The 26235-nt window shown below is 35.1% G+C and carries 21 protein-coding genes, 1 rRNA gene and 2 pseudogenes; 9 read left to right on the forward strand and 15 right to left on the reverse strand.

Annotation, left to right across the window (positions count from 1 at the left end; all coding sequences use genetic code 11):
* Positions 1-159: 159 nt before the first annotated feature.
* Both A9G45_RS01430 and A9G45_RS01435 read right to left on the reverse strand, forming a co-directional pair.
* Positions 160-711: a YagU family protein gene (locus A9G45_RS01430; protein ID WP_176701587.1), complete on the reverse strand. Its 552-nt coding sequence runs from the start codon at positions 709-711 to the stop codon at positions 160-162.
* A gap of 702 nt (positions 712-1413) precedes the next feature.
* Positions 1414-1788: a hypothetical protein gene (locus A9G45_RS01435; protein WP_065566136.1), complete on the reverse strand. Its 375-nt coding sequence runs from the start codon at positions 1786-1788 to the stop codon at positions 1414-1416.
* Between the two features lie 295 nt (positions 1789-2083).
* Here A9G45_RS01435 and recN point away from each other — a divergent pair, with 295 nt between their 5' ends.
* From recN to A9G45_RS01460, 5 genes are all read left to right on the forward strand, one after another.
* On the forward strand, positions 2084-3745 hold the full coding sequence (gene recN, locus A9G45_RS01440; protein ID WP_065566137.1) for a DNA repair protein RecN: 1662 nt from the start codon (positions 2084-2086) through the stop codon (positions 3743-3745).
* A gap of 51 nt (positions 3746-3796) precedes the next feature.
* Positions 3797-5023: a bifunctional phosphopantothenoylcysteine decarboxylase/phosphopantothenate--cysteine ligase CoaBC gene (gene coaBC / locus A9G45_RS01445; RefSeq protein ID WP_065566138.1), complete on the forward strand. Its 1227-nt coding sequence runs from the start codon at positions 3797-3799 to the stop codon at positions 5021-5023.
* Positions 5007-5465 carry a dUTP diphosphatase gene (gene dut, locus A9G45_RS01450; protein ID WP_065566139.1) on the forward strand — a complete coding sequence of 153 codons (459 nt, stop codon included), beginning with the start codon at positions 5007-5009 and terminating at the stop codon, positions 5463-5465. Before coaBC ends, dut begins: the two co-directional genes overlap by 17 nt.
* Positions 5462-6055: a nucleoid occlusion factor SlmA gene (gene slmA / locus A9G45_RS01455; protein WP_065566140.1), complete on the forward strand. Its 594-nt coding sequence runs from the start codon at positions 5462-5464 to the stop codon at positions 6053-6055. Before dut ends, slmA begins: the two co-directional genes overlap by 4 nt.
* Before the next feature lie 61 nt (positions 6056-6116).
* Complete coding sequence (locus A9G45_RS01460; protein WP_065566141.1) at positions 6117-6950, forward strand: mechanosensitive ion channel domain-containing protein; 834 nt, start codon at positions 6117-6119, stop codon at positions 6948-6950.
* 56 nt (positions 6951-7006) lie between these two features.
* On the opposite strand, the gene cysE is transcribed toward A9G45_RS01460, so the two are convergent.
* Positions 7007-7768 (reverse strand): serine O-acetyltransferase, encoded by a 762-nt coding sequence (gene cysE, locus A9G45_RS01465; protein ID WP_065566160.1) that lies wholly within the window; start codon positions 7766-7768, stop codon positions 7007-7009.
* A 171-nt stretch (positions 7769-7939) separates the two neighbouring features.
* A complete protein-coding gene (locus A9G45_RS01470; protein ID WP_065566142.1) occupies positions 7940-9181 on the reverse strand; it encodes an oligosaccharide MFS transporter in 1242 nt (413 codons plus the stop codon).
* 211 nt (positions 9182-9392) lie between these two features.
* Here A9G45_RS01470 and A9G45_RS01480 point away from each other — a divergent pair, with 211 nt between their 5' ends.
* Together A9G45_RS01480 and A9G45_RS01485 are read left to right on the forward strand one after the other, a co-directional pair.
* Entirely contained in the window at positions 9393-10397 is a 1005-nt protein-coding gene (locus A9G45_RS01480; protein WP_065566144.1) for a LacI family DNA-binding transcriptional regulator, read from the forward strand.
* A gap of 559 nt (positions 10398-10956) precedes the next feature.
* Positions 10957-12438: a SulP family inorganic anion transporter gene (locus tag A9G45_RS01485; RefSeq protein WP_065566145.1), complete on the forward strand. Its 1482-nt coding sequence runs from the start codon at positions 10957-10959 to the stop codon at positions 12436-12438.
* Between the two features lie 201 nt (positions 12439-12639).
* Here A9G45_RS01485 and A9G45_RS01490 read toward each other — a convergent pair whose 3' ends face one another.
* A complete protein-coding gene (locus tag A9G45_RS01490) occupies positions 12640-14109 on the reverse strand; it encodes a glycoside hydrolase family 32 protein (RefSeq protein WP_065566146.1) in 1470 nt (489 codons plus the stop codon).
* A 315-nt stretch (positions 14110-14424) separates the two neighbouring features.
* Here A9G45_RS01490 and A9G45_RS01495 point away from each other — a divergent pair, with 315 nt between their 5' ends.
* A complete protein-coding gene (locus A9G45_RS01495) occupies positions 14425-15384 on the forward strand; it encodes an aminoimidazole riboside kinase (RefSeq protein ID WP_065566147.1) in 960 nt (319 codons plus the stop codon).
* A gap of 96 nt (positions 15385-15480) precedes the next feature.
* On the opposite strand, the gene ispC is transcribed toward A9G45_RS01495, so the two are convergent.
* The 3 genes from ispC to deoC are packed head-to-tail and all read right to left on the reverse strand — an operon-like array spanning position 15481 to position 18154.
* Complete coding sequence (gene ispC, locus A9G45_RS01500) at positions 15481-16659, reverse strand: 1-deoxy-D-xylulose-5-phosphate reductoisomerase (RefSeq protein WP_065566148.1); 1179 nt, start codon at positions 16657-16659, stop codon at positions 15481-15483.
* Between the two features lies 1 nt (position 16660).
* On the reverse strand, positions 16661-17431 hold the full coding sequence (deoR, locus tag A9G45_RS01505) for a DNA-binding transcriptional repressor DeoR (RefSeq protein WP_065566149.1): 771 nt from the start codon (positions 17429-17431) through the stop codon (positions 16661-16663).
* A 57-nt stretch (positions 17432-17488) separates the two neighbouring features.
* Positions 17489-18154, reverse strand: a complete 666-nt coding sequence (gene deoC, locus A9G45_RS01510; RefSeq protein ID WP_065566150.1) for a deoxyribose-phosphate aldolase — start codon at positions 18152-18154, stop codon at positions 17489-17491.
* 1291 nt (positions 18155-19445) lie between these two features.
* Between deoC and A9G45_RS13975 the strand changes: the two are divergent.
* Positions 19446-20557: pseudogene (locus A9G45_RS13975) on the forward strand (IS3 family transposase).
* 261 nt (positions 20558-20818) lie between these two features.
* On the opposite strand, the gene A9G45_RS01525 reads toward A9G45_RS13975, so the two are convergent.
* From A9G45_RS01525 to rrf, 7 genes and pseudogenes are all read right to left on the reverse strand, one after another.
* Entirely contained in the window at positions 20819-21256 is a 438-nt protein-coding gene (locus A9G45_RS01525) for a hypothetical protein (RefSeq protein WP_065566152.1), read from the reverse strand.
* A gap of 394 nt (positions 21257-21650) precedes the next feature.
* Positions 21651-22511 carry an RNA polymerase sigma factor RpoH gene (gene rpoH, locus A9G45_RS01530; RefSeq protein WP_065566153.1) on the reverse strand — a complete coding sequence of 287 codons (861 nt, stop codon included), beginning with the start codon at positions 22509-22511 and terminating at the stop codon, positions 21651-21653.
* A 201-nt stretch (positions 22512-22712) separates the two neighbouring features.
* Positions 22713-23672 carry a permease-like cell division protein FtsX gene (gene ftsX / locus A9G45_RS01535; RefSeq protein ID WP_065566154.1) on the reverse strand — a complete coding sequence of 320 codons (960 nt, stop codon included), beginning with the start codon at positions 23670-23672 and terminating at the stop codon, positions 22713-22715.
* On the reverse strand, positions 23669-24328 hold the full coding sequence (gene ftsE / locus A9G45_RS01540) for a cell division ATP-binding protein FtsE (protein WP_065566155.1): 660 nt from the start codon (positions 24326-24328) through the stop codon (positions 23669-23671). Before ftsE ends, ftsX begins: the two co-directional genes overlap by 4 nt.
* Before the next feature lie 9 nt (positions 24329-24337).
* Positions 24338-25261 (reverse strand): annotated as a pseudogene (gene ftsY / locus A9G45_RS01545) (signal recognition particle-docking protein FtsY); the annotation flags it as partial.
* A gap of 136 nt (positions 25262-25397) precedes the next feature.
* Positions 25398-25961 carry a pseudouridine synthase gene (locus tag A9G45_RS01550; protein ID WP_065566156.1) on the reverse strand — a complete coding sequence of 188 codons (564 nt, stop codon included), beginning with the start codon at positions 25959-25961 and terminating at the stop codon, positions 25398-25400.
* A 158-nt stretch (positions 25962-26119) separates the two neighbouring features.
* Positions 26120-26235: ribosomal RNA gene (gene rrf, locus A9G45_RS01555) — 5S ribosomal RNA — on the reverse strand.

The raw sequence follows: 26235 nt of genomic DNA on the forward strand, positions 1-26235 counted from the left end.
TATTTTCTTTAGTGATAAAAAGATAACAAAAAAAAATGATATTGAATAATTCTAGTTTTTTATTGATTGATATAGTTTTTTTCTATATCAAATAGAATAAAAAATCCCACTATAACTAAATAGCAGGATCTAACATGAACTAATCTAAATTTAAATCAATTATTGACGCCACTTACCATGAATTGGTCTTGAAAAATGGGCTAATACCGCAATCATACACACTTCGATTGATGCACCCCAATAAATATGGCCTAGAATTTCACTCCAAAGCTCATAACCATTTAAATTCCATAACCAACCCACAGTTCCTTCAGCATCATAAGCAGGATGGCGAAAGCCAAGTAACGGAATTAAAAAACCATGCATAACAACAGTTATAATAATGCCATATAATGCACCATACCATAAGCGGATTTTATTACAATAATATGCGCCAGCAACATAAACAAAGGCAAAAGCGAAACTAAATAGCCAGTGATAAAGTGTTACCGCCCCTAAAACACTTGCGCCTTGATAAATATAATCCAGTGAATGAGAATTAATGCCTACCCAACCAAGCCATGCATCAATGTGCGCTGCTGGTGGCGATATTTCACCTGGCAAGCGAGGAGGCATATTAACCTCTGAACCCCATTTTACTAATGAACTGAAAAAGCCACCAATGATAGTTGTCCCAATAATTACTTGGCGATTTGTTTTATTGCCGAACATATTGTGTTTTCCCATAATTAAAAGAATAAGTCATCAAATTATACTGCGCAGCAATTTGTGATAAAAGAAGAATAAATAGGATTGGTTGACTAAAAAAGCTATTTTAATAATTTTTTGTGGTTATTTAAAATAAATCAATTAACTTTTTATCTTTTATTTTTGAAATAGTGTTTTATAAAGCATTTTACAGTGATTTTAGGAAAAGGTAATTTTAGGGGGAAATTTGTTCATTTTGTTGATAAATAATCAGGCATGGCTGTCATGTAAATTTAGTTTAAATAAATCATTTAGTGTGATGATGCATTATTAAACGGTATAGAATCCTGAATATTTTTACCAAAATATAATTTAACATATGAACAGGTATTATGTTGGCTTATCATGGTAAAATTCTTAAGTGTTGTACCATTTTGTTGAATAGATTTGTATATAAAAAGTTGGCTGTTTAGAATATAAAAAAGATTTTAGAGAGTACACCGTTAAGGTGATAGTGGGAACAAAGTAAAAATTCACCCTATAAATAGAGGCTTATATTTTAATAATCATTGAAGTAAATTCAGCTAACCAATTTTCATACGATAATATGCGTTTAACTAACCCTCTTAATATCAGCAATATCATATATAGCATAAAAAATCGCATCAGAGGGACTTATTTGTTTGAATATCTTTTTCATGTCTCTTGGAGCATTTGTCATAAAAACTATTGCATCTTGATTAGGAATTCTTTTTGCAGCAAAATGAGCAAAAATATTTCTATGATTTCTTCAAGTTTCTCTTCTACTTCTTTTCTTTGTTCATAGCTTAGGTTTAATTCTGAAAGACAAGATATAATTTTATTAACTAAATTAGGAATAATATGTAATTCTTTTTGACTTGTAATTAAAATTCCTTTTTCTTTTAATATATTAAAACAACGCCTAATGTTTAAATCAATAAAATTGTAAGTTTGTATATACATACCTAATATTCTAAAGTCTTCATTAGTTAAATTTTCTAATAACTCAACTTCAAATTCTTTAAACTCATTTTCCAATGCCAATATTTGTTCAGTCCTAAATTCTTTTGGTAATCCCATTTTATTTCTCTTTATTTAAATTTTATCTAAGAATAATAAATAAATCATAATTTAGAATCAATTATCCCTTTACACTCAACTTACCGTAATTGATGCTCAATCTCAGCTAATTCATTTTTTTGAGTTGCATCTAATCATTATTATTAATATTCATACTACAAAATAATTTTATCAATATCCCTATACTTGAGCACAAGCTCTCCCCAAAAAAATAAAAACAATCACCTGTATTTATTTACAGTATTTTTACTGCTATACTGCCAATATTATAACTAGCCTTATGTATTAATTTATTATGATAACTCAACTAACTATTAATAATTTTGCTATTGTGGATCAGCTTCTTGTCGATTTTACTTCGGGTATGACCGCTATTACCGGTGAAACGGGTGCAGGGAAGTCGATTGCCATTGATGCATTGGGATTATGTTTAGGCAATCGTTCCGATGCCTCATCGATTCGCTATGGTGCAGATCGCGTTGATATTTCTGCAAGTTTTGTACTTGATGATACACCTGCTGCTTTTGCTTGGCTCAGTGAAAACCAACTTGATGAAGGCAATGAATGTATTTTACGGCGCGTTATTAATCAAGATGGACGTTCTAAGGCTTTTATTAATGGTCGTGCAGTACCGATTTCGCAATTAAAAGATTTGGGGCAGATGCTCATTCAAATTCATGGCCAACATGAACATCAAAGGCTTTTGCGCAGTGACTATCAACAGTTGTTACTAAATCATTATATGAATGAGCCAACACTGCTAACACAGATGCATCAAGCTTATAAGCAATGGAAAGATGCAGTGCGTACTTACCAACAATACGAAGCTTCACGGCAAGAACGTGACGCACATATGCAACTTTTGCAATATCAGTTAAAAGAACTTAATGAGTTTTCGCCAATTGAAGGAGAATATCAACAAATTGACGAAGAGTACAAGCGATTATCAAACAGTGAACAATTAATTAACCTTAGTCAACAATCAGTCATGCTATTAGATGAAACTGATGATTATAATGTTAATAATTTACTAAGTAGCGTAAAAAATAGCGTTCAAGAACTAGCTGAACTCGACCCTTTCTTAAATAGCGTTTATAACATGTTAGAAGAAGCCTCTATCCAAATTAAAGAGGCAAGTGATGAACTGCGCCACTATAGCGAGCGTTTAGAACTCGATCCTGCTCGCGCCATGCAACTTGAACAGCGAATTTCAAAGCAAATTGCTTTAGCTCGCAAACATCATGTATCTCCCGAAACTCTACCCGAATTACATCAAAATTTGTTAGCTGAATTTAAACAAATTAATCAACAAGATGAGCAAAGCGAGCAACTGAAAACAGATATAAAAAAATATCATCAAATTGCTATTGAAATTGCGGCTAAATTACACCAAAAACGCTTAACAATCAGTAAAACGTTAGCGAAAAACGTGACCGCAACGATGCATGAATTATCTATGCCAAATGGACAATTAAGTATAGATATTGCTTTTAACGAAAATCGATTAAACAGCGATGGGGCTGATCAAGTAACATTTTTAGTCAGTACTAATGCCGGTCAAAATCCACAACCGCTGGCTAAAGTCGCATCGGGTGGCGAATTATCCCGTATTGCTTTAGCAATTCAAGTGTTAACGGCCAAAAAAATGGATACGCCTGCGTTAATCTTTGATGAAATTGATGTCGGTATCAGCGGCCCAACTGCCGCCAAAGTAGGGCAGCTATTAAGAGAGCTAGGGCAATCAACGCAAGTTATTACCGTTACGCACTTACCACAAGTAGCAGGGCAAGCTAATCAGCATTACTTTGTTAGTAAACAAACTAATAGCAAAAAAACGTCCACAGATATGCAAAAATTAGACAATGATGGACGGTTAAATGAGTTAGCGAGATTATTAGGTGGCGATAAAATTACAGATGCAACATTAGCCAACGCAAAAGAGCTACTTATTATCTAATTTAATTGTGGTAATATAGCGCTTTCATTTTAGGTGTGAAGGAAGCTTCTCATGAGTTTATCTGGTAAACGTATTTTATTAGGAATTACAGGTGGCATTGCTGCTTATAAATGCCCTGATCTTGTTCGCCATTTAAAGAAAGCTGGTGCGCAAGTGCATGTCGTTTTAACTGATTCGGCTAGCCATTTTGTCACCAAAATGACCCTACAAGCCGTATCTGGCAATCCGGTATCAAGTGATCTATTTGATCCTTCAGCTGAGCTTTCTATGAGCCACATTGAACTCGCAAAATGGGCTGATTTTGTCCTAATTGCTCCCGCTACAGCAAATATAATTGCCAAAATGGCAAATGGAATTGCCGATGATCTGCTTTCTACCATTTGCTTAGCAAGCTCTGCACCGATTGCTATTGCACCTGCGATGAATCAACAAATGTATAAAGCCGCAGCAACTCAACATAATTTATCAGTATTAGCATCAAGAAATACCCTAATTTTAGGCCCTGATAATGGATATCAAGCCTGCGGAGATATCGGTCCAGGCCGAATGCTTGAACCGCATACTATTGTTGAAGAAATTGCTCACTTTTTTTCTAAAAAGTCGGTGCTTTCAGGTTTGTCTATTACAATTACAGCAGGTCCAACCATTGAAGAGATTGATCCTGTTCGTTACATTAGTAATTACAGCTCAGGAAAAATGGGCTTTGCTATTGCAAACGCGGCGGCACAAATGGGTGCAACAGTGACGTTAATTAGTGGACCGGTTCATTTAAATACACCAAATAATGTCAACCGAATTGACGTTAAAAGCGCTAGACAGATGTACGATGAAGCACTAAATCACGCGCAAAAATCAACTATTTTTATTTCTTGCGCCGCTGTTGCTGATTATCATGCTAAAACAATTGCAACGCAAAAAATCAAAAAAATAAGCGATAACGATGAACTTACTATTAAATTAGTTAAAAATCCCGATATTGTTGCAAGTGTAGCAGCACTAAAAAGCCATCGGCCTTTTGTTGTTGGATTTGCTGCTGAAACCAATGATGTTAAAGCTTATGCAATAAAAAAATTAATCGATAAAAACTTAGATTTAATTTGTGCTAATGATGTTTCAGATAAAACTATTGGCTTTAATTCCGATCAAAATTCATTAACACTATATTGGCAAAGTGGTAAGCAAACGTTACCATTAAGCAGTAAACAACAATTAGCAACACAGTTACTTCAAGCTGTTATAACACGATATAAAGCGAGTCATGATGAAAAGAAAAATTGATATAAAAGTATTAGACAAACGACTGGGGAATGAATTTCCACTACCTACCTATGCAACGGAAGGATCTGCGGGTATTGATTTACGAGCGATGTTTGATAAAACAACTGAAATAAAACCAGGCGAAACCATCTTAACACCTACGGGGCTATCAATGCATATTGCTGATCCTAGCTTGGCTGCATTAGTATTGCCTCGATCAGGACTTGGTTCAAAAAATGGTATTGTGCTTGGTAATTTGGTTGGTTTAATCGATTCTGATTATCAAGGTCAGCTATTTGTTCCTGTTTGGAACCGTAGCCAAACGCCTTTTGTGATTGAAGCAGGTGATAGAATTGCCCAATTAATTATCGTTCCAGTTGTGCAAGCAGAATTTAATATTGTTGATGAATTTATTGAGTCAGCACGCGGTGAAGGTGGATTTGGACATTCGGGTAAAAAATGATCGTGAGTAGCAAAAATAAAAATCGCAAAGAAGACATATTACAAGCATTGGCAACGATGCTCGAATCCAATGAAGGGACTCAGAGAATCACAACAGCTAAATTAGCCGCAATGGTAGGTGTCTCTGAAGCTGCGCTATATCGACATTTTCCAAGCAAAACAAAAATGTTTGAAAGCTTAATTGTCTATATTGAAGATATCTTGTTATCTCGTATTAATGTGATTATACAAGAACAATCTGCTACATTTACTCGCTTACAGCTTATTCTTGCGTTGATATTAGGTTTTTCTGAAAAAAATCCAGGATTAACCAGAATTATGACTGGCCACGCATTAATGTTTGAGCAAGAACAATTACAAGAACGTATTAGCCAGCTATTTGAACGCATTGAAACCCAAATCAAACAAGTTCTACGTGAGCGAAAAATTCGTGAAGGAGTTGCATTCATAACAGATGAGCGTATTTTATCTAGCCAATTGTTAGCTTTTTGTGAGGGCATGATGGCACGATATTCTCGTTCAGGCTTTAAATATCTACCAACAACTAATTTTGACACACGTTGGGCTTTATTAGCCAAACAATTGGTTTAATCAATTTGGTAAACCAATACCTTGTTAAAAATTTTTATTACCGATTACTGAGGATAATACGATGAATTTTGAAGATTTTTCAAATCATGCCATTTCGTTTATCAAAAGGTACGATGGAGTGGTTTTTAGCTATATTGCACATTTTTGCTTTGCTATTATTATTTTTATTATTGGTAGAACTATCGCTAAATTTATTAGCAAGCAATTAAAACGAATATTATTAAATCGCCACGTTGATCCGACGGTAGTTAAATTTGTCAGCGCTTTGTCGTACTATGCCTTTATGGTAATGACATTAGTTGCCGTTTTAGGTCAATTGGGCGTACAAACCGCTTCGATTGTCGCTGTTATTGGTGCTGCTGGTTTAGCTATTGGTTTGGCATTACAAGGCTCGCTATCTAACTTTGCAGCAGGCGTTATTTTAATTATTTTTCGACCATTTAAAGTCGGTGAAACAGTAGTCATCAATAGCCAGCAAGGTGTTATTGATTCCATACAGATATTTTCAACATCTATTGTTACCCCTACCAATGAACTAGTTGTGATCCCTAATAGTCAGGTTGTCAGTGCCAATATTATTAACTATACACGCTTACCTGAAAGGCGTTTAGATTTAGTGATCAATGTAGGCTATAACTCAGATATTCAAAAAGTATACCAAGTGTTAAAACAAGCGGTTGATAAAACCAGTAATATATTAACCAGCAAAGAGCCAACCATCCGGTTAGATGTCTTAGATGCTTCCTCAATGAATTTTAATGTATTAGTTTGGACATTAAATGAAAATTACGGTTCAGTAAAAGGGGAGTTACTTGAAAATATCAAAAATGCGCTAACAGAAAACAACATTAATATTCCATATCCAACAATGGATGTAAATCTTAATACTAAGTAATTTACTAAAGCTCCGTTGATAGATATCAACGGAGTTTTTACATTAGTTAATAGCAATTAAATATCTTGATCCATATTTAAAGCTGGTTTTTCACAATCAGGGCAACCAACCACTTTCGCTGGCACACCAGCAACGGTTGTATGTTGTGGCACAGGATCCAACACCACAGAGCCAGCACCAATTTTAGCACCTTTACCTATCTCAATATTACCTAAAATTGTTGAATGTGCCCCAATCATTACCCCTTCGCGTATTTTGGGGTGACGATCACCGTTTTGTTTACCTGTTCCGCCTAATGTTACTGATTGTAAGATAGAAACATCATTCTCAATCACCACTGTTTCACCAACCACAATTCCTGTCGCATGATCAAACATCACGCCACAACCAATTTGAGCTGCGGGATGAATATCAACACCAAACACTATCGCAATCTGGCTTTGTAAAAAAATGGCTAGTGATTTACGATCTTGCATCCAAAGCCAGTGAGCAATCCGATAAGCTTGTAATGATAAAAAGCCTTTATAATAAAGTAGTGGTGTTGAGTAATAATTAGTTGCAGGATCGCGAATATAGACAGCGATAATATCATTTATAGCTGATTGAATAATGCTTTCATCTGCTTCGTACGCCTGCCGAGCAATTTCACGAATTTCAATAGCAGGCATAACCTGAGAAACAAGCTTATTGGCTAAAATATAACTTAAAGCATCCCCTAGCTTTTCATGGTTTAGTAAAGTTGCGTGGAAATAACTAGCTAGCATCGGTTCGCTTTCAACTAATGCTGAGGCTTCTTGTCGAATGGTTTGCCATAACATTTCGGGTTTAACAACAATCTTTGCATCGTTCACAACAAGTTCCTATACACATTAACTAAAATTGCTAACATTGTTTCGCAAACTTACCTTGGAAGCAAGTACTGTATTAAGCTGGCATCATTAAAAAGTCAAATGGCAACGTATGTTTCCATTTTTTAATGAATACCCCAACTAGTCGCAGTTCGCTTTCTTATCATCACTTAAAGTAAATATTGCTATTACTGAAGTAAGTAAAACAACACCAGAAAGCACATAAAATGTTGTCGCATAGCCAGTATTATCAAATAATTTACCCACTAGCCATGATAGTACAATAACGCCAAGGTTTGATGAAATATTAAAACCAACTAAATAAAGCGTAGCGGATAATCGAGCGTCAAAATGGCTTACGATATATTTAAACATGGCTAAAATAAATAATGGAATTTCAATCGCATGAAATAGTTTAACAAATGAAATTAGGTAAATATTATCTAATGTTGCCGATAACCCAATTCGGCAAATCATAACTAACGCTGCAACTAACAATGATTTTTTAGCCCCCATTTTGTTAATAAAATAAGGCGCTATAATCATACAAGTTGCTTCTAAAAAGACTTGAAATGAATTTAAATAGCCATAGATTTGATAACCATCTTCTGATTTTTCAAAAAAGCTCGTATAAAAATTCGGAAATAATTGCTGATCATAAATAGTATAAAAACTATAAGTACCGATAACAAAAAGAACAAACAACCAAAACTTTTTCAATCCAAATAGTGAAAAAATTTCACCCATTGTTGGTATGGTTGATATTTTTTCTGCTGCAATATTTTTATTATGAGCCGTTGGCATTTGACCATTTTTGGGTTTAAAAATAATGTTAATAGTCAAAAAGATAACAGCAACACCCGATGCCATCCAAAAATTAATATGGGGATCAATACCAAATAAAATACCTGCAACAAAGGTTGCCGCCGCATAACCAAATGATCCCCAAAACCGCGCAGAACCAAATTCAAATCCAAATAATCGACTAATACGTTCGATAAAAGAATCAATCAAAGCACTGCCTGAAATAAAGCTAGCACTTAAAACAGGTGCACCGAGACAAACTCCCCAAATAAAATCATGTCGCAATAAAGGTTCATACACATAAATTAAGAACGGTCCAATCAGTACCATAATGATACTTTGAAAGGTCACTACCGCTTTTCCTATTTGTAATTTATCTTGAATAATGCCGTAGAAAATCATGAAAAACATTGCAGCAGCAGAGTTAGCCGCATAAACAATACCTAACTGTTCACCCGATAACCCAATTTTTTTTTGTAACCAAATTGCATAAAAAGACCACCAAAGCGACCATGCCGCGTAAAAAGTAATAAGGTAGCCAGATGAGAACCAATAATTTCTATTTTGTATCATATTCATGTTTATTACTCTTATGTTGTTGAAGTTTAGGTAGGTTTAACGTTAACATGTTAATGTTAACATTATGGGCATATTTCAGACGAAATGGATAGAACCAATTATCATAAATGTTATTTTCCTCACACTTTTTCTCGTTTAAATTTGTGCTATCATCATGCATGAGTAATGGCTAATAACTATTTTTTATCTTATTGAACAAAAGGATATAACAATGGCTTCTCTTAAGGATGTTGCGAAACTAGCATCGGTTTCATTAATGACTGTTTCACGCGCAATAAATAATCCTGAAAAATTAAATAAAAAGACTTATAAACGCGTTAAACAAGCTATTGAACAACTTAATTATGTTCCTGATTTATCGGCAAGAAAAATTCGCGGTGATAGTTCAGGACCTTGTGCTATTGGTGTATTAGCATTAGAAACCGCCATGACGCCATTTTCAGTAGAATTACTACAAGCCATAGAAAAAACCGCACAAAATCACGGTTGGAATACCTTTATTGTTAATTTATTTGATGATAAAGATGCCGATCATGCCATCAATACCCTGCTATCGTATCGCCCTAACGGTATCATCTATACCACAATGGGACTAAGAAAAGTTGAACTTCCTGAAAAGCTATTAGATAAAAATGTTGTATTAGCCAACTGTATAACGGATTCAAAAAAGTTAGCTTGCTATATTCCTGATGACTATTTAGGTCAATATCAAGCCATGCAACAGGTAATAAAGAAAGGTTATAAAAAACCATTATGTATCTATTTATCAGAAAAAACGCTAGCAGGAAAAACTAGGCGCACAGCAGCCGAACAAGCATGGATTGATGCAGGTAACAATTTGGATGATATTACCAGTTATCACACATCAATTTTGTCAGCTAACCTAGCTCAAGAATATATGGTGACAATTGATATATTGAAACAACATTGTAATAAAAAACCAGATTTTGATGTATTAATTTGTGGTAACGATCGGATCGCTTTTGTCGCTTATCAATTTTTACTTGGTCGGGGTTTTCATATTCCAAATGATGTTGCGGTGCTAGGTTACGACAATATGGTGGGTACTGGCGAGCTATTTTATCCGCCATTGACAACAGTCCAATTGCCTCATTATGAGATTGGTGAACAAGCAGCTTTACATATTATTGATGGCAAAAACCAAAATGAAATAATACCTGTAGCATCACCTTATTTAGAAAGACAATCTTTATAAGAAAAATTAAAGACTATTAAAACGAGTAATGCGGTATTTATCATTTAGCGTGTAATACGTAAAAATACCCATCATTCATATCATGTTATTGTCAAACATAAATATACGTCAATCAATTGATAATTAAGTAGGTCTATATCTTACTAACTAGTGGTTGAATATTGCCACAAGAATATGAACAATTGTATTACCAAAAAGAGCCATTTGCTAAGGTCAGCATAGACTAATATTTGGGTGAAAACCCAACAGATTACATTTATTCTATTTAGGTTAGGCATTACTAATGTTATCGCACTTTAACCCCTTTAAGATATTATAATATTTAACTATAGTTAAGAAATTAACCTTGTACAACTAGTTAAGTTTTATTATTATGAAAAAATAAATTTCATTTTGGAGTATAGCTGTGTAGTTTATTGCGAGTTGTTCTTATCAATAATAATTATAATTACTCGCGTGATGCACAGAAGTCAGGCTTCCCTATCAAATTTTGACAATTTTCTAACGCATTGCTTCACGCTGTAATTTTCTTTTGTTTTTTCAGTGGTGGTAAAATTCAATGCAATCTTTACGTCAAGAATGGTTTTCAAATATCAGAAACGATGTCTTATCAGGTATCGTTGTAGCTCTTGCCCTTATTCCTGAAGCAATTGCTTTTTCAATTATTGCAGGTGTTGATCCCAAGGTGGGATTATATGCTGCTTTTTGTATAGCGGTTATTACCGCTTTTGTGGGTGGCCGTCCTGGAATGATCTCTGCGGCTACTGGTGCAATGGCATTATTAGTTGCAAGTCTGGTTAAAGCACATGGGATTGAATATTTACTAGCTGCAACCATACTATGCGGTATTTTTCAGATTATTGCAGGTTTTGTTAAATTAGGAAATTTAATGCGTTTTGTATCACGCTCAGTAGTAACCGGCTTTGTTAATGCATTAGCGATCTTAATATTTCTAGCACAACTTCCTGAACTGACCAATGTAACATGGCATGTCTATATGATGACTATTGCAGGGCTTGCTATTATTTATCTCTTCCCTTATGTCCCTAAAATAGGAAAAATTTTGCCATCACCGTTACTCTGTATTCTTATCCTTACGGGTATCTACATATATTTTGGGATGGATATAAGAACCGTTGGTAATATGGGAGCACTCCCTACGAGCTTACCTACCTTTTTGCTCCCTAATGTGCCTTTTAATCTTGATACATTATTGGTTATTCTGCCTTACTCAATTTCATTAGCAATTGTGGGATTATTGGAGTCGATGATGACCGCAACCATTGTGGATGATATAACCGATACACCAAGTGATAAAAACCGAGAGTGCAAAGGGCAAGGTATCGCCAATATTATCGCCGGCTTTTTTGGTGGTATGGCTGGTTGCGCTATGATTGGTCAATCAATGGTGAATATGAAGTCAGGAGGGCGAACGCGTTTATCCTCATTGATAGCAGGATCTATACTTTTATTATTAGTTGTTTTTTTGCAAGACTGGGTGAGCCAAATACCCATGGCGGCATTAGTTGCTGTCATGATCATGGTTTCAATTGGCACCTTTAACTGGGACTCGATAAAAAACCTTAAATCGTACCCACTTTCAACCAATATTGTTATGCTTGCAACAGTCATTGTCGTCGTATTTTCCCATAATCTTGCTTACGGCGTATTTACGGGAGTATTACTAGCATCATTGTTTTATGCCAATAAAGTTGCCCATTATTTGCAAATTAAAAAGGAGCAACCAGTTAAACAGCAATGTATTTATAAAGTATATGGACAAGTATTTTTTGCCTCTTCTGCAAAATTTATTAGTTCATTTGATTTAAAAGAGGCTGTGCAAAAGGTAACAATAGATCTTACCCAAGCGCATTTTTGGGATATAACGGCTGTAGCAGCCTTAGATAAGGTTGTGATTAAATTCCGCAAAGAAGGTGCACACGTAGAAGTTTTAGGGTTGAATAAAGCTAGCAGTACAATAGTTGATCATTTTGGCGTTTATGATAAACCCGATGCTAAGCAAACATTTAATAACCATTAAAAATAATGGTCTGCGTTGATGGCTCTACATTATCATTTATTGTGCGATTATGTGGTATGGAGTAATAATAAACTTATGACACAAATTGTATGATCAATTATGTTACCTAAAAAGCCATTTATCGCACAACATTTAAAACTTCTCAATAAAAAGCTCAGTTTTCAAAGCCAAACTTCACTGCCAATTGGCAGTGAATAGGCATTACGCATAAATAGATTTTAACTGCCAACTTTCTAGATTGGTGATTTTAGCACTACCATTTTCAGCAAATAGATTGACAATTCGCTCTGCTGGTAACTTAGGATAGATACGGCTTGAAAAGCTATATAAATCACCATTAATAAAAACTTCAACAGATGAAGCATCAACATATACATGCAAAGTTAATTTTTGTTTTTTTGGTAATGGTACGCTACGATAACCTTTTAATTCAAGCCCCGATAAACTACGATCAAGTACAATCCGCTTAGATTGTAGATCAACATATAATAATGTCGCTTGTTTACCGTCTTTCGTTGCTGCTAGCTGTAAGCCAAATCGTTCAGCCGTGCTTTGCGTCAAATCAAATTCAACGTTAAGCTCGCAGCTAATAGATTCAATATTAGTATTTTTAAGCTCATTAGTAAGGGTTAATTCCTCAAATAATTTTGGCTTTTCTCGTAATGCTTCAAGCTCTTTGATGGGACGATTTCTGACTTTATTATCTTGATCTAAAATGAGCTCACGGGGAAGGGTAAATGCTCCAGCCCATTTATCTTTTTTACTTGGCATAATTGATTCCCACATATCCATCCAAGCAAAAATTAAGCGCCGACCATCAGCAGCAAGAAATGATTGAGGTGCATAAAAATCATGGCCAAAATCCATTTCTTGAAAAGGTTTAATCATTGAGAATTGTTGCCCTGGTTGCCAATCACCTACAAGGTAACCTGATTGAAAGCGATTACGATATTGATAACCTTTTGCTTTCATACCTTGTGGCGAAAACATAAGGATCCATTTATCACCAAGTGGAAAAAAGTCAGGGCATTCAAGCATATAAACATCAGGATCGATATCACTCACCAAAACATGGTCAAATTGCCAATTTTTTAGATCATCCGATCGAAATAACAAAACTTGCCCGATGTCTTGTGGGGTTCGTTGACCGACTACCATCCACCATTTACCATCTTGTTGCCACACTTTAGGATCGCGAAAGTGCATAATTCCGCTTTTTGGCGTAAGTACGGTGCCTTGTTTTTCAAAATGAATGCCATCTTTACTAGTTGCAAGGCATTGGGTTTGCTCAATTTGCTCATCATTACCTTGCCCATTTAACCAAATATGACCAGTATAAAATAAACATAATTTGCCATTATAATCCACTGCCGATCCTGAAAAGCAGCCTGATTTATCAAATTCTTGATCAGGAGCAATGGCTATTGGTAGCCTTTTCCATGTGACTAAATTATCACTAACTACATGTCCCCAATGCATTGGTCCCCAGTTTTCATCATAAGGGTGATGCTGATAAAAAGCATGATATTGGCCTTTAAAATAAATTAAACCGTTAGGATCATTCATCCAACCTGCGGCTGGTGCTAAATGAAAATGAGGATAGTATTGTTTATTCATTACTTTTTCTAAATTTTTGACAGCTTGATTGGCTTTATCAATAGCAGTAGACATAAAAATCCCCTTTTTATCCAATATTAGATACCTTTAACTAAATAGTATCCCAATTTAATTGTTAACGTTAACTATTAATGTAGTTAGCGATAAAATATGTGATGATAGTCACATATTTCTAATATCAACAATGAATTTTTTGTTAAATAATTTAGTTTATGGCAGACTTTTAAAAACAAGTCATAATTAATTCAACAAAAAATTAAACATCAATGATGTTATTAAAAAGTAAAAAAGATGATGTATTTTACAAAGCACAAGTAATTTATACCTGTGCTAGATTACCGCAGTCACTAACTATAATCGAGTTGAAAAATGAATAATACTAAAGTTTGGTCCCTTGGAGATGCTGTCATTGATTTGTTGCCATTTGGCGATATGAATTATCAAGCTTGCGCTGGTGGGGCACCAGCTAATGTTGCTATTGGTGTTGCTAAATTAGGATTACCTTCCGCTTTTATTGGTCGGGTGGGTAATGATCCTTTTGGTGATTTTATGGAAACGACTTTCCGTAAATATCACGTTGATTGTCAATGCCTTGAAAAAGATGAACAACATCGAACCAGTACTGTAGTTGTCGATTTAGGTCAAAATGGCGAACGCAGTTTTACGTTTCTTGTGTCACCTTCAGCTGATCAATTTTTGTCTCAGCAAGCGATACCTGATTTCAACCAAGATATTTTACATTTTTGTTCTTTAGCTCTCGTCGGGCATCCTTGCCGGCAAACAGTCAAAACAGCAATCGAACGCCTTACAGCTAAAAGTGGCTTAATCAGCTTTGATATTAACTTGCGCGAGCAGATGTGGCCAAATAAAAACGAAATGCGCACAACTATTACGCAATTTTGCCATGATGCTGATATCCTCAAGTTATCGGATGAAGAACTATTTTGGTTAACACAATGCAATGATTGGCATGAAGCACTAAGAAAGCTACAACAACACTATGAAGCACCATTAAAGCTCATTACCAAAGGTAAAGATGGCAGTATTGTATTATGGCAAGGTAAAATCTTTACTTTTGATTCGTTTCATGTAAATAGCGTTGATACCACTGGCGCGGGTGATGCTTTTGTAGCAGGATTATTAAGCAGTATTGCATCATCAGGCATGCCAGAAGATAAGCTAATGTTAGAAAGCATGATGACTATAGCTAGTGCTTGTGGTGCCTTAGCAACTACTCAAAAAGGCGCATTAACCGCATTACCTGATAGTGTATTTTTACAATCATTTATTAGCGATAACCCTACATTAACTGCGAAACAAATGGCCTAACAAAGAGTGCCACTAATGGGGTAGTAAAACCATAATTTTGGTTATCAACTGCCCTTACTTAAATTTAATTCATTGTTTGTTAAAACTAAATAATATTTAGCACTGGCCACATTGTGATCTTGCCCACTGATCTATTATAAAAACATCATCAATAGTTGACGGTTCAGGAAAAGTTAATTTTTCTAAGGTTTTTGATAAATTTTTAGCAATATCCATAAAACCAATTTTATTTTGCAAAAAAGCCTCAACCGCAACTTCATTGGCAGCGTTCAGTGCTGTTGTGGCAGCCTGACCTTGATTGGATGCCTCTATCGCCAATTTTAAACAAGGATAACGATTAAAATCAGGTTGTTTAAATGTTAAAGCCGAAATTTGGCAAAAATCCAACGGTGGCACACTCGATGGAACCCGATCAGGGTAAGACATAGCATAGGCAATTGGCGTACACATATCTGGCACTCCCAGTTCAGCCAACACACTTCCATCTTGATAACGTACCATAGAGTGAATAATCGATTGCGGATGAATAAGAATTTCCATTTCCTCAGCACTGGCATTAAATAACCAACGTGCTTCAATGTACTCTAATCCCTTATTCATCATAGTGGCCGAATCGACAGAAATCTTTTTACCCATTGACCAGTTAGGGTGAGCAATGGCTTGCTCTGGTGTAACTGATACAAGCTTATCTAACGCCCAATCGCGAAATGGCCCGCCAGAGCCAGTTAAAACAATCTTAGTAATACCCTGCTCAGCCAAATTAGCAAAACCTAAATTATGCTGTACTTCGGTTGGCAAGCTTTGATAAATCGCGTTATGTTCACTATCTACAGGTAATAGCTCAGCACCATACTTTTTAACCGCTTGCATAAATAGATGCCCACAAGTCACTAGTGATTCTTTATTGGCAAGCAAAATACGTTTACCTTTTTTAATGGCAGCAAGGGTTGGCTTTAGTCCAGCTGCCCCAACAATAGCCGCCATAACTTGATCTATTTCTGGCAATTGCGCTAAATCACAAATAGCTTGTTCACCACTTAATACTTCAACATCCAATTTTAGATTAGCAAGATTTGCTCTTAATTGAGCAGCCGCTTGCTCTGTTGCCATGGCTACGTATTTTGGCTTAAAGTCTAAACATTGCTCAGTCATTTTTATCACATTATTGCCACCAACTAAAGCATAAGCTTTAAATTGATGTGGATTTTGAGCAATAACGGTTAAAGTACTGCAACCAATTGAGCCAGTCGATCCTAAGATTGCGATATTTTTCATATTAATACATCAAGTTAATGTTATGGTTATTGAAAAAAGTGATAAATTCCTTAGCAGGAGCTTTATCTGTAATAATTTGATTAAACAGCGTTAACTCGCCAATAAAAGCCGGCTTAACTTGATTAAATTTAGTATGATCAACAATCAAAATATTATCATTCGATTTTTTCATGGCTTGCAACTTCTTATCTAGCTCTTCAAAATGATAGCAAGTTACCCCACGGGTTATATCAATCCCAGCTGCCGAAATAAACGCTTTATTTGGGCAAATCCAATTCAATTCACTATATTGCCCTATAGTGGTGGTAAAAATCGCATTATTTACCTGATACTGACCACCACATAAAATTGTCTTACAATTCGGCTTATTTTGTAATGCTAAAAATGCGTTTAATGAATAACAAATAGCGGTAAAAGTAACGGAATCATCAATAGCATCAATAATAAAAGGTATTGAGGTACCGCAATCAAAAAAGACGGTATCATTATCAAAAACTAATTTGCTTGCTCGTTTAGCAATGTGTAACTTTTCGTTAACTTGTTTATCTTGTTGGTCTGAAACAAAATATTGTGTTGCTTGATAACGAGCATCGCTGACAATATAGCCACCTAAAACACTTAATGAGGCAGGAACACTATTTAAATCTCGCCGAATGGTCATTTCTGAAACCGCTAACAGCTTAGCAGCATCTTTTAAATGAATCTTATCAGTTTTTGTTAAAATTTGAATGAGCTCATTAATTCTTTTTTGTGATTGTGATTGCGTTTCCATTCAGATTCCATCAACAACAATAAGCAACATAACGTCGCTTATTGATGGGTTTATTGATTAATAATTGCTTGATGATGTAGTGTTACCAGAAACAATAGCAATACCAGCACTTGCACCTAGTCGTGTTGCACCCGCTTGGATCATTGCTTCCGCCGTTTCACGATTGCGAATACCACCAGACGCTTTCACACCCATCTTATCGCCCACGGTTTTGCGCATTAATTTAACATCTTCAACAGTGGCACCAGCAACACTAAAGCCTGTTGAAGTCTTAACAAAAGCCACTCCGATTTCTTTACAAATGGTGCAGACTTTAACAATTTCTTCTTTCGTTAATAAACAGGTTTCTAAAATGACTTTTAATGGCACTTGACCACAAGCTTTAAATACCGCTTCGATATCATTTTTAACAGCGTCCCAATCATTGCTTTTTAACCAGCCTACATTAATCACCATATCGATTTCTTGTGCGCCCGCTTTAATCGCCATTTCGGTTTCATAAGCTTTAGCACAAGTCAGCATAGCACCAAGAGGGAAACCAACGACAGAACAAACTTTAACATCACTGCCATTGAGTAAGCTTGCAGCTAAAGGAACATAACCTGAATTCACACAAACAGAATAAAAATGATATTCCTTGGCTTCATCACAGAGTTTACGAATTTGATTTTCCGTCGCATTCATTGCGAGTAAAGTATGATCAATATACTTTGCATAGCTCATAACGAGATCCTTAAATTGTCTTTGTAATAATGTCTAATAAATATTGTTAGTAGGTAAATGAATAGTAATGTTACAAAAATAACAAAGATAAAGCCATAATGTTATTATAATAACATTATGTAACAATTGTATAAAATAGTACAGTCAAAAATAGCTTTTTAAAAAGCAGAGCGCGATCTTACAAAGATTAGATTTAAAAAAGTAAGATTTTTTGTGATGTGTTTAATTTAGCTATTCTTTTATATGCCAATTTTACCACTGCTAACACCGCTTTCGGCGTTGGCAGGTCACTTACGCAACCAATTCGCTTCGTTATTTAATTAGTTCACCGATCTTGTAAGCGAAAGGTTGTGCCTTACGCAGCAACCTTTCTTAAATAGCCTCGGCTAGATTAGTCCATATCAACCTCACGACCAAGGACTAGGGTTTAAGGACCGAGGCGCAAAAAGTCTGGCTAGAGTCTCTCGACCGGTATCTGTATATCTCACCAGTGCCTATCCACACAATGAACCGGTCGAACCGTTCACTATCCGGAGTAGCGTCACTCGTCCAGTGGTCGTCGGTACAACTGGCACCAGGGTAGTTGAGCAAGTTGCCCCACTCAGTGAGGAAACCGGCGTTAATATTGCGCTGGTAATGATTACTAGATGAAGATGGCGTGGTGCCGACTGAACCTTCACAGCCAGAACCACCCATGACACCTATACGCTGCGAATGAGTAAAATCCCTTACTCTTGGGCATCTGGTAACCGATACTTCTACACCAAGACAATGAATTAAAATAGTCATAGTAATTATATTCACCTCGGGTGACGAACCACTGCTTTAACTTAAATCCATACTTGATAACAGCACTACCATGACTATCTTGACCGACTAACTCGAATGTCGCTGGCAAGAGGGACGAGGTATATTACCTGGAGAATCGGAATTCATCTGCCCGTTAACGTAACACGTAATCCCCCTGGGCGATCAAAACTACGCCAATCCTCAGCAGATGGGTTAGTCGGAACCACTGTCATACTTGCGGATTACCATGAATGACCGATGGCCAACTCAATGTACTTGGGCCTACCCCACCTATGCCTAAATAAAAGTACAAACCATTAGCACCAGTAGTAGGGAAGTTTTTATCATAATGGGGTCTGTAGACTGGGTAAAGAAGCCCTTATCTGGGTTCCAGATGTTTGATGGACCAGCAAAATGGACAGGCTACACTAATTAGTACCAGTTTAATAAGGTCATTGTTATGATAACCAAAAAACAAAAGGAACCAACAATGACAAATCTCATTTCAAGAAGAGAAAAACGCAGTTTTACTCATGAATTTAAAAAACAGATGGTAATGTTATACCAAAATGGCAAAAAACGAGCAGATATTGTCGCCGAATACGACTTGACTAAATCCGCATTAGATAAGTGGATCAAGCAATATCAAGCCACTGGTGAGTTTACAGCTCAGGCCAATCGTAGTGCTCAAGAAAATGAGCTCATAGCCCTACGAAAAGAAAATAAGCGTTTGTTAATGGAGAATGACATCCTAAAGCAAGCGGCGTTGATAATAGAACGAAAATCAAATTAATCACCGAGAATCAACATCGATATAGTTTACGTGCGTTATGTCGATGTTTACAAGTGTCAAGAAATAGCTTCTATTATCAACTACAATTAACCAGTAAAAAAACAGACAAAGAGCTTAGTAAAAAAGTGAAAGCGGTATTTAACGATAACTATCAATCCTATGGAACAAGGCGACTACAAGTAGCGCTTAGAAAGAAAAGCATACTATTATCCCGTCGCCGAATTGGTCGAATCATGCAAGAAAACGGATGAGTATCAAAATATACCTGTAAAAAATATCGTGCTAATACAGAACAAAGCAACGAATCAACAGTAAGTAAGCAACTTAATCGTGAGTTTACCGTAGGCCAACAACGCAAAGTGTTAGTGACTGATTTAACTTATGTGAGAGTAAAACAACAATGGCATTACCTTTGTATGATTATTGATGTAAGCAATCGAGAAATCGTGGGACGAAGTGCAGGAAAACATAAAAATGCTCAACTGGTTATGGATGCTATCAGCCAAATCCCTATTAACTTAAATTCAGTTGAGTTATTTCATTCAGATAGAGGAAAAGAATTTGATAATCATCTACTTGATGAATGTTTAAAGGAGTTTGGAATTGAGCGTTCATTAAGCCATAAGGGATGCCCTTATGATAATGCTGTTGTTGAAGCAACATTTAAAGCGGTGAAAACTGAATTTGTGTCAAACACGATTTTTGATTCACTTGAACAACTCAGGTTGCAATTTAATCACTATGTAGATTGGTTTAATTACAACAGGCTTCGTTCGTCTTTAAATTACCAGTCACCCATTGAATATAAAATGAATCTATGACCTTATCTTTTTGGTACTAAAAAGTGTGGACATACCACTAGGAACTAGGTAATATTATTGTATACCAAAAGGACATCTTTGTAAGAAATTAGTTTTTTTGTATATTATTTAAATACGATTAATCAAATTTATTTGAAGATTATATTCTTGGCTAAAACCCTAAAGAGCGTTATTAATAATCACTATACTTTATTTGTAACTTTAATTGAAGCTGTAGACAAGATTGGATAGAGTAAAAATAGTTGACAAATAATATCAACTTTAAAACACTGCTCTTTTATTCCAGATGGAATGTTCTACTGGAATCCATTTATCATCTTTTTCTTCAAACCATACGGTTAGATTTTCTTCTTTATTGCTAGCCCATGTGACTTCCCTAATTTTAATATCCCTGCTTTTTATTTGTTTTTGTGTAAAAAACTTGAATAAACCAGCTCTAAACTCAGTAATAAAACCATCCTTTTTACCCAAAATAAAAGTTTTATCCCATAAAGGGGGATATTTTTTTATTAAACAATCTATAGGTGCCTGTTTTACCTGATTAAAATGTATAAATTTTTTTATGGTATCGTTATCGCTATCATTTAACGCTTTATTAACTATTATAGGATTTTCGTGATTATTTTCTTCCATTATCTTAATTTTATTGCACGGAGATAATAGCAAAATAAATAATATAACGAATCCGCTTTTCTTCATATCTTTATACTATTATTAGGTAACATAGGTTTTAGCTAATTGAGAATATAAGTGGCATTTTGGTTATTCATTTCCTACGATTAGAGTAATATTGCCTTTTAAATACCCCATAGTTAGTACATAACTTACCTAGAAAATTATATTACCTGTTTTAGTCTTTTATATTCAATTTACCTCATATTTATTTAATGTCCCATAAAGTTATTCGGTATTATGAATAATTAGCCATTGTTTTGTTACTTTCCTTGCTTGTTGCAAATTGTTAAAAAATATAAATCTAACACTTCTGGGCGACATGCATGCTGTTTAATAAAATTAATCTCGAAAACATCAGTTGTAAAAAAACCTTACTCTTTATAAGTAAGGTTTAGGAAGTTAACATTAATAAACAAAATTATGCTTCTATAGCAACTCGTAATTTCTTCATTGCATTTTTTTCAAGTTGACGAATCCGCTCAGCTGAAACACGATATTTATCGGCTAGCACTTGCAATGTTGATTTACTATCATCAGAATCTAGCCATCGTGCTTTAATGATATCTTGGCTACGTTCATCTAATTGTGATAATGCATCATGTAACTTATCTGTCGCGTCATTTTCCCAATTATCATTTTCAATTGACTTAGAAAAATCAGAGTTACTATCTTCTAAGTAGAGAGAAGGTGCAACAATTGAATTATCATCATCATCACTATCTACATCAAATGACATATCTTGAGCCGACATACGAGACTCCATTTCAAGCACGTCCTTACGGCTTACACCCAACTCATTGGCCACCATATCAACTTCGGCATTATTAAACCAACCTAAACGTTGTTTGGTCTTTCTTAGGTTAAAAAATAACTTTCTTTGTGCTTTGGTTGTTGCAACTTTAACAATACGCCAATTTTTAAGTACATATTCATGAATTTCAGCTTTTATCCAATGGATTGCAAATGAAACTAAACGCACCCCAATTTCTGGATTAAAACGACGCACAGCCTTCATTAAACCGATATTACCTTCTTGGATCAAATCCGCCTGTGGTAAACCATACCCTGAATAACCACGAGCAATATGAGCGACAAAACGTAAATGAGACAAAATAAGTTGTCTTGCGGCATCGACATCGTCATGATAATAAAGTTTTTCACCCAATGATTTTTCTTCTTCTGCAGTTAGCATTGGATAAGTGTTAACCATACGAACATATGATTCAATGTTACCTTGTGGAATTAAAGCACCTACTTGGATTTTTATATCAGTATTCATTTAACTCCCCCTTTATCTTAACTAATTCTTGTTACATAAATTAGATGTAACAATCAAAAAACGTAAAACTACTGTCTATTTATTACTTTGACCTTCAGACTATAAATTAGTTCATCCTTTTTATGTAAAATCAATAAAAATATCCCTAAGTTAGCTACTCATCAATACTAATATATATTTTAGTTAGTTACGTAGAAATAGCTAGGTAATTTTTGTCATTTTTAAATATTTTTTTGTTGCAACAAATGATGAAAACCATCCAATAATTATAGTAATAAGTAAAATTAATAGGCTTTCATCCCATAATAAACCTTCAATATGAATTATTGTTCCAAAAGCATCAGAAACATTCAATATGATTGCTTCTATTTGAAAAATAAATATTTCTGATAATGCCAACGCAATAATAGCGCTAATAAAACTAATAAAAATTCCACTATATAAAAAAGGGCGCAGAATAAAACCTTCTGTTGCGCCAATTAATTGCATAACAATTATGGTTTGTTTTCTAGCAAAAATATTCAAACGAATACTATTACCTATTACAAGTGATACAGCAATAATCATAAAGATTGAAATAACCCAAACAATAGATTTCACCATATTTGTTAACGCAGTTAATTTAGTAAACCAACTATCATCTAACTTTATATCATCTATCCCCTCAATATTGAGTAATTCAGCTTGTAACCGATGCACTATCTCTGTATTTTTTGCTTCTTCTTTAGGTATAACAATCGCCACTGCCGGTAATGGGTTTTCATCTAATAGATCTAATGCACTGCTAAAACCAGACCATGCCTTAAACTCTTCTTTTGTTTCTTCTCGAGAAAGGTAATCAACTCTATCAACCTCGATAAAATATTTAAGTTTGCTCAATAATTCAGCTGTCTGCTCTGAAGTTAATTCTTTATTAATATAAACAGTGAGATTCGGTGTTGGGTACCACTTATGTGCAGCTTGATTAGCATTCTTCCAAAGTAAATAGCTAATAGTGGGTAACATAATAGAAATTGCAATAACAAAAATAGTCAGTAATGATGCAAAAATATGTTGTGTAAAATCATTAAATGTATTGCGCCAAGCATAACCAATTTGCCTTTTCCAACGAGACAAAAAGCTATTTTGATTTTCTTTCGATTTAGCAGAATTACGCGTCAATTTTTAACCTCTAAACGCCCTTCAGTTAAATGCAATATTCTATGATGCTTGCGACGAATAAGTCCTATATTGTGTGTTGCCATTAAGACGGTTACACCTGCTTGATTGAATTCTTCAAAAAGTTTTAAAATATCTTTTGATAGTTTATCGTCTAAATTACCTGTCGGTTCATCGGCAAGCAAGACGCTTGGATGGTTAACAATTGCTCGCGCAATTCCCACTCGCTGCTGTTCTCCTCCCGATAATTGTATTGGGTAAAATTTCATTTTATCTATCAATCCAACCTTATCCAACGACGCTGAAACTCGGCTACGAATTTCTTCCGCGGGTTTACCTAAAATGATCAATGGAATAGCAACATTATCATAAACGGTATGGTCCATTAATAACTGATGATCTTGAAACACCATGCCAATAGTGCGACGTAAAAATGGTATATCGTGTTTTTTTAAATTTGAAACATCAATGCCATTTAATAACACTTTACCATCATTAGCTTTTTCTAAACCACAAGTTAACCGCATTAACGTACTTTTACCCGCTCCAGAATGTCCTGTTAAAAATGCCATTTCTCCGGATGATAAAGTAAAACTTATATTCTGCAGTGCTGGCTTACCACCAGAATAAATCTTACTTACACGCTGAAATTGGATCATGAATTTTCTCTATTCATCTTTTTCATCAAATAGGGCATTGATAAAATCATCGGCAACAAAAGGTCTCAAATCTTCAATTTTTTCACCAACGCCGATATAACGTATAGGAATATTAAATTGATCTGCAATACTGAAAATAATACCACCTTTTGCCGTACCATCTAATTTAGTTAATGTCAAACCTGTCACACCTACTGCTTCATTAAATAGTTTAGTTTGGCTAATAGCATTTTGGCCGGTACCGGCATCAATAGTTAACATGATCTCATGAGGAGCTGTTTCATCTTGTTTTTTTATCACTCTGACTATTTTTTTCAATTCATCCATTAAATGAGATTTATTTTGCAAACGCCCTGCTGTATCGGCAATTAACACATCTATTTTTTTTGCCTTTGCTGCTTGTATTGCATCAAAAATAACGGAAGCTGAATCAGCATTAATATGCTGCGCAATAACAGGAATATGATTCCTTTCACCCCAAACTTGCAGCTGTTCAACGGCTGCTGCACGAAAAGTATCACCAGCAGCAAGCATAACTGATTTACCTTGCTGTTGAAATTGACGAGCTAATTTGCCAATTGTCGTGGTTTTGCCTACACCATTAACACCAACCATTAAGATAACAAATGGATTATGGTTACTCACCTCTAAAGGTTTATCTACCCCATCTAAAATAGACTTCATTTCTTGTTTTAAAAGTTCTTGAAGAGCATCAGCATCTTTTAATTCTTTTCTTGAAGCCTGTTGAGTTAACGAGCTTATTAGTTTATGTGTAGTATCAAAACCAACATCAGCAATAATAAGTTGCTCTTCTAGCTCTTCAAATAAAGCATCATCAATTTTTTTTCCTTTGAATAAACTTAGAAAACCAGCTCCAATATTCTGTTTAGTCTTAAAAAGACCTTTTTTTAAACGAGAGAAAAACCCTTCTTTTTTTTGTTCAACCATAAATAATTCATCCCATGATCACTTAAAGATCATTTTATCTTATTTTAGAATAAAGCCCAATTAATTCGATATTTTTAGAACATTATAAAAGATGGAATTCGTTGATCATAGCCAATATTGGTTATAAATAAAGATCTTGAGTTGTGATATATCGCCATTCATTTAATGGCAACTGATGAGCAAACAGATTGTATGCGCCTATTTGAACTCTAACCAATCTTAAACAAGGAAAACCAACAGCAGCACACATACGTCTAACCTGTCGATTTTTTCCTTCTGTGATTGTAATGCTTACCCATGAAGTTGGTATTGTTTTGCGCTCTCTAATAGGAGGAACTCTTTGCCATAATTGCAATGGTTCATCAAGAAAAGTTACTATAGCCGGTGCGGTATAAAGTTCTTTTAATTGAATTCCTTTTCTTAACCTATCTATAGCTTTTTGATTAATAACGCCTTCCACCTGTACCCAATATGTTTTGGGTAATTTAAACTTTGGTGAGCTGATTTTTGCCTGCAATTTACCATTATTTGTTAGCAATAATAGCCCTTCACTATCAGTATCTAAGCGTCCAGCGGGATAAAAATTAGGTAATGTAATATAGTCTTTTAATGTTTGATATTTTTCATGCACCGAAAATTGTGTCACAACATTAAACGGTTTATTAAAGGCAATTAGTGAACTCATTTCATTCCAACATCAATTCAACATCAACTTATCATCTTCAATACGTTATTCTTCGGGCTATCCGCTCTAGATATTACTATACAAATAAGCGCTCCATTAAATAAAATACCAAACGTAAAAAAGCCCAGCATCACTGCTGGGCTTCACTAAATTTAAAAGTCTGGCGGCACCCTACTCTCACATGGGTAATACCCACACTACCATCGGCACTACGGCGTTTCACTTCTGAGTTCGGCATGGGGTCAGGTGGGACCACCGCGCTATTACCGCCAGA

This window comes from Gilliamella sp. HK2 (assembly GCF_001690265.1).
Taxonomy (GTDB): Bacteria; Pseudomonadota; Gammaproteobacteria; order Enterobacterales; family Orbaceae; genus Gilliamella; species Gilliamella apicola_C.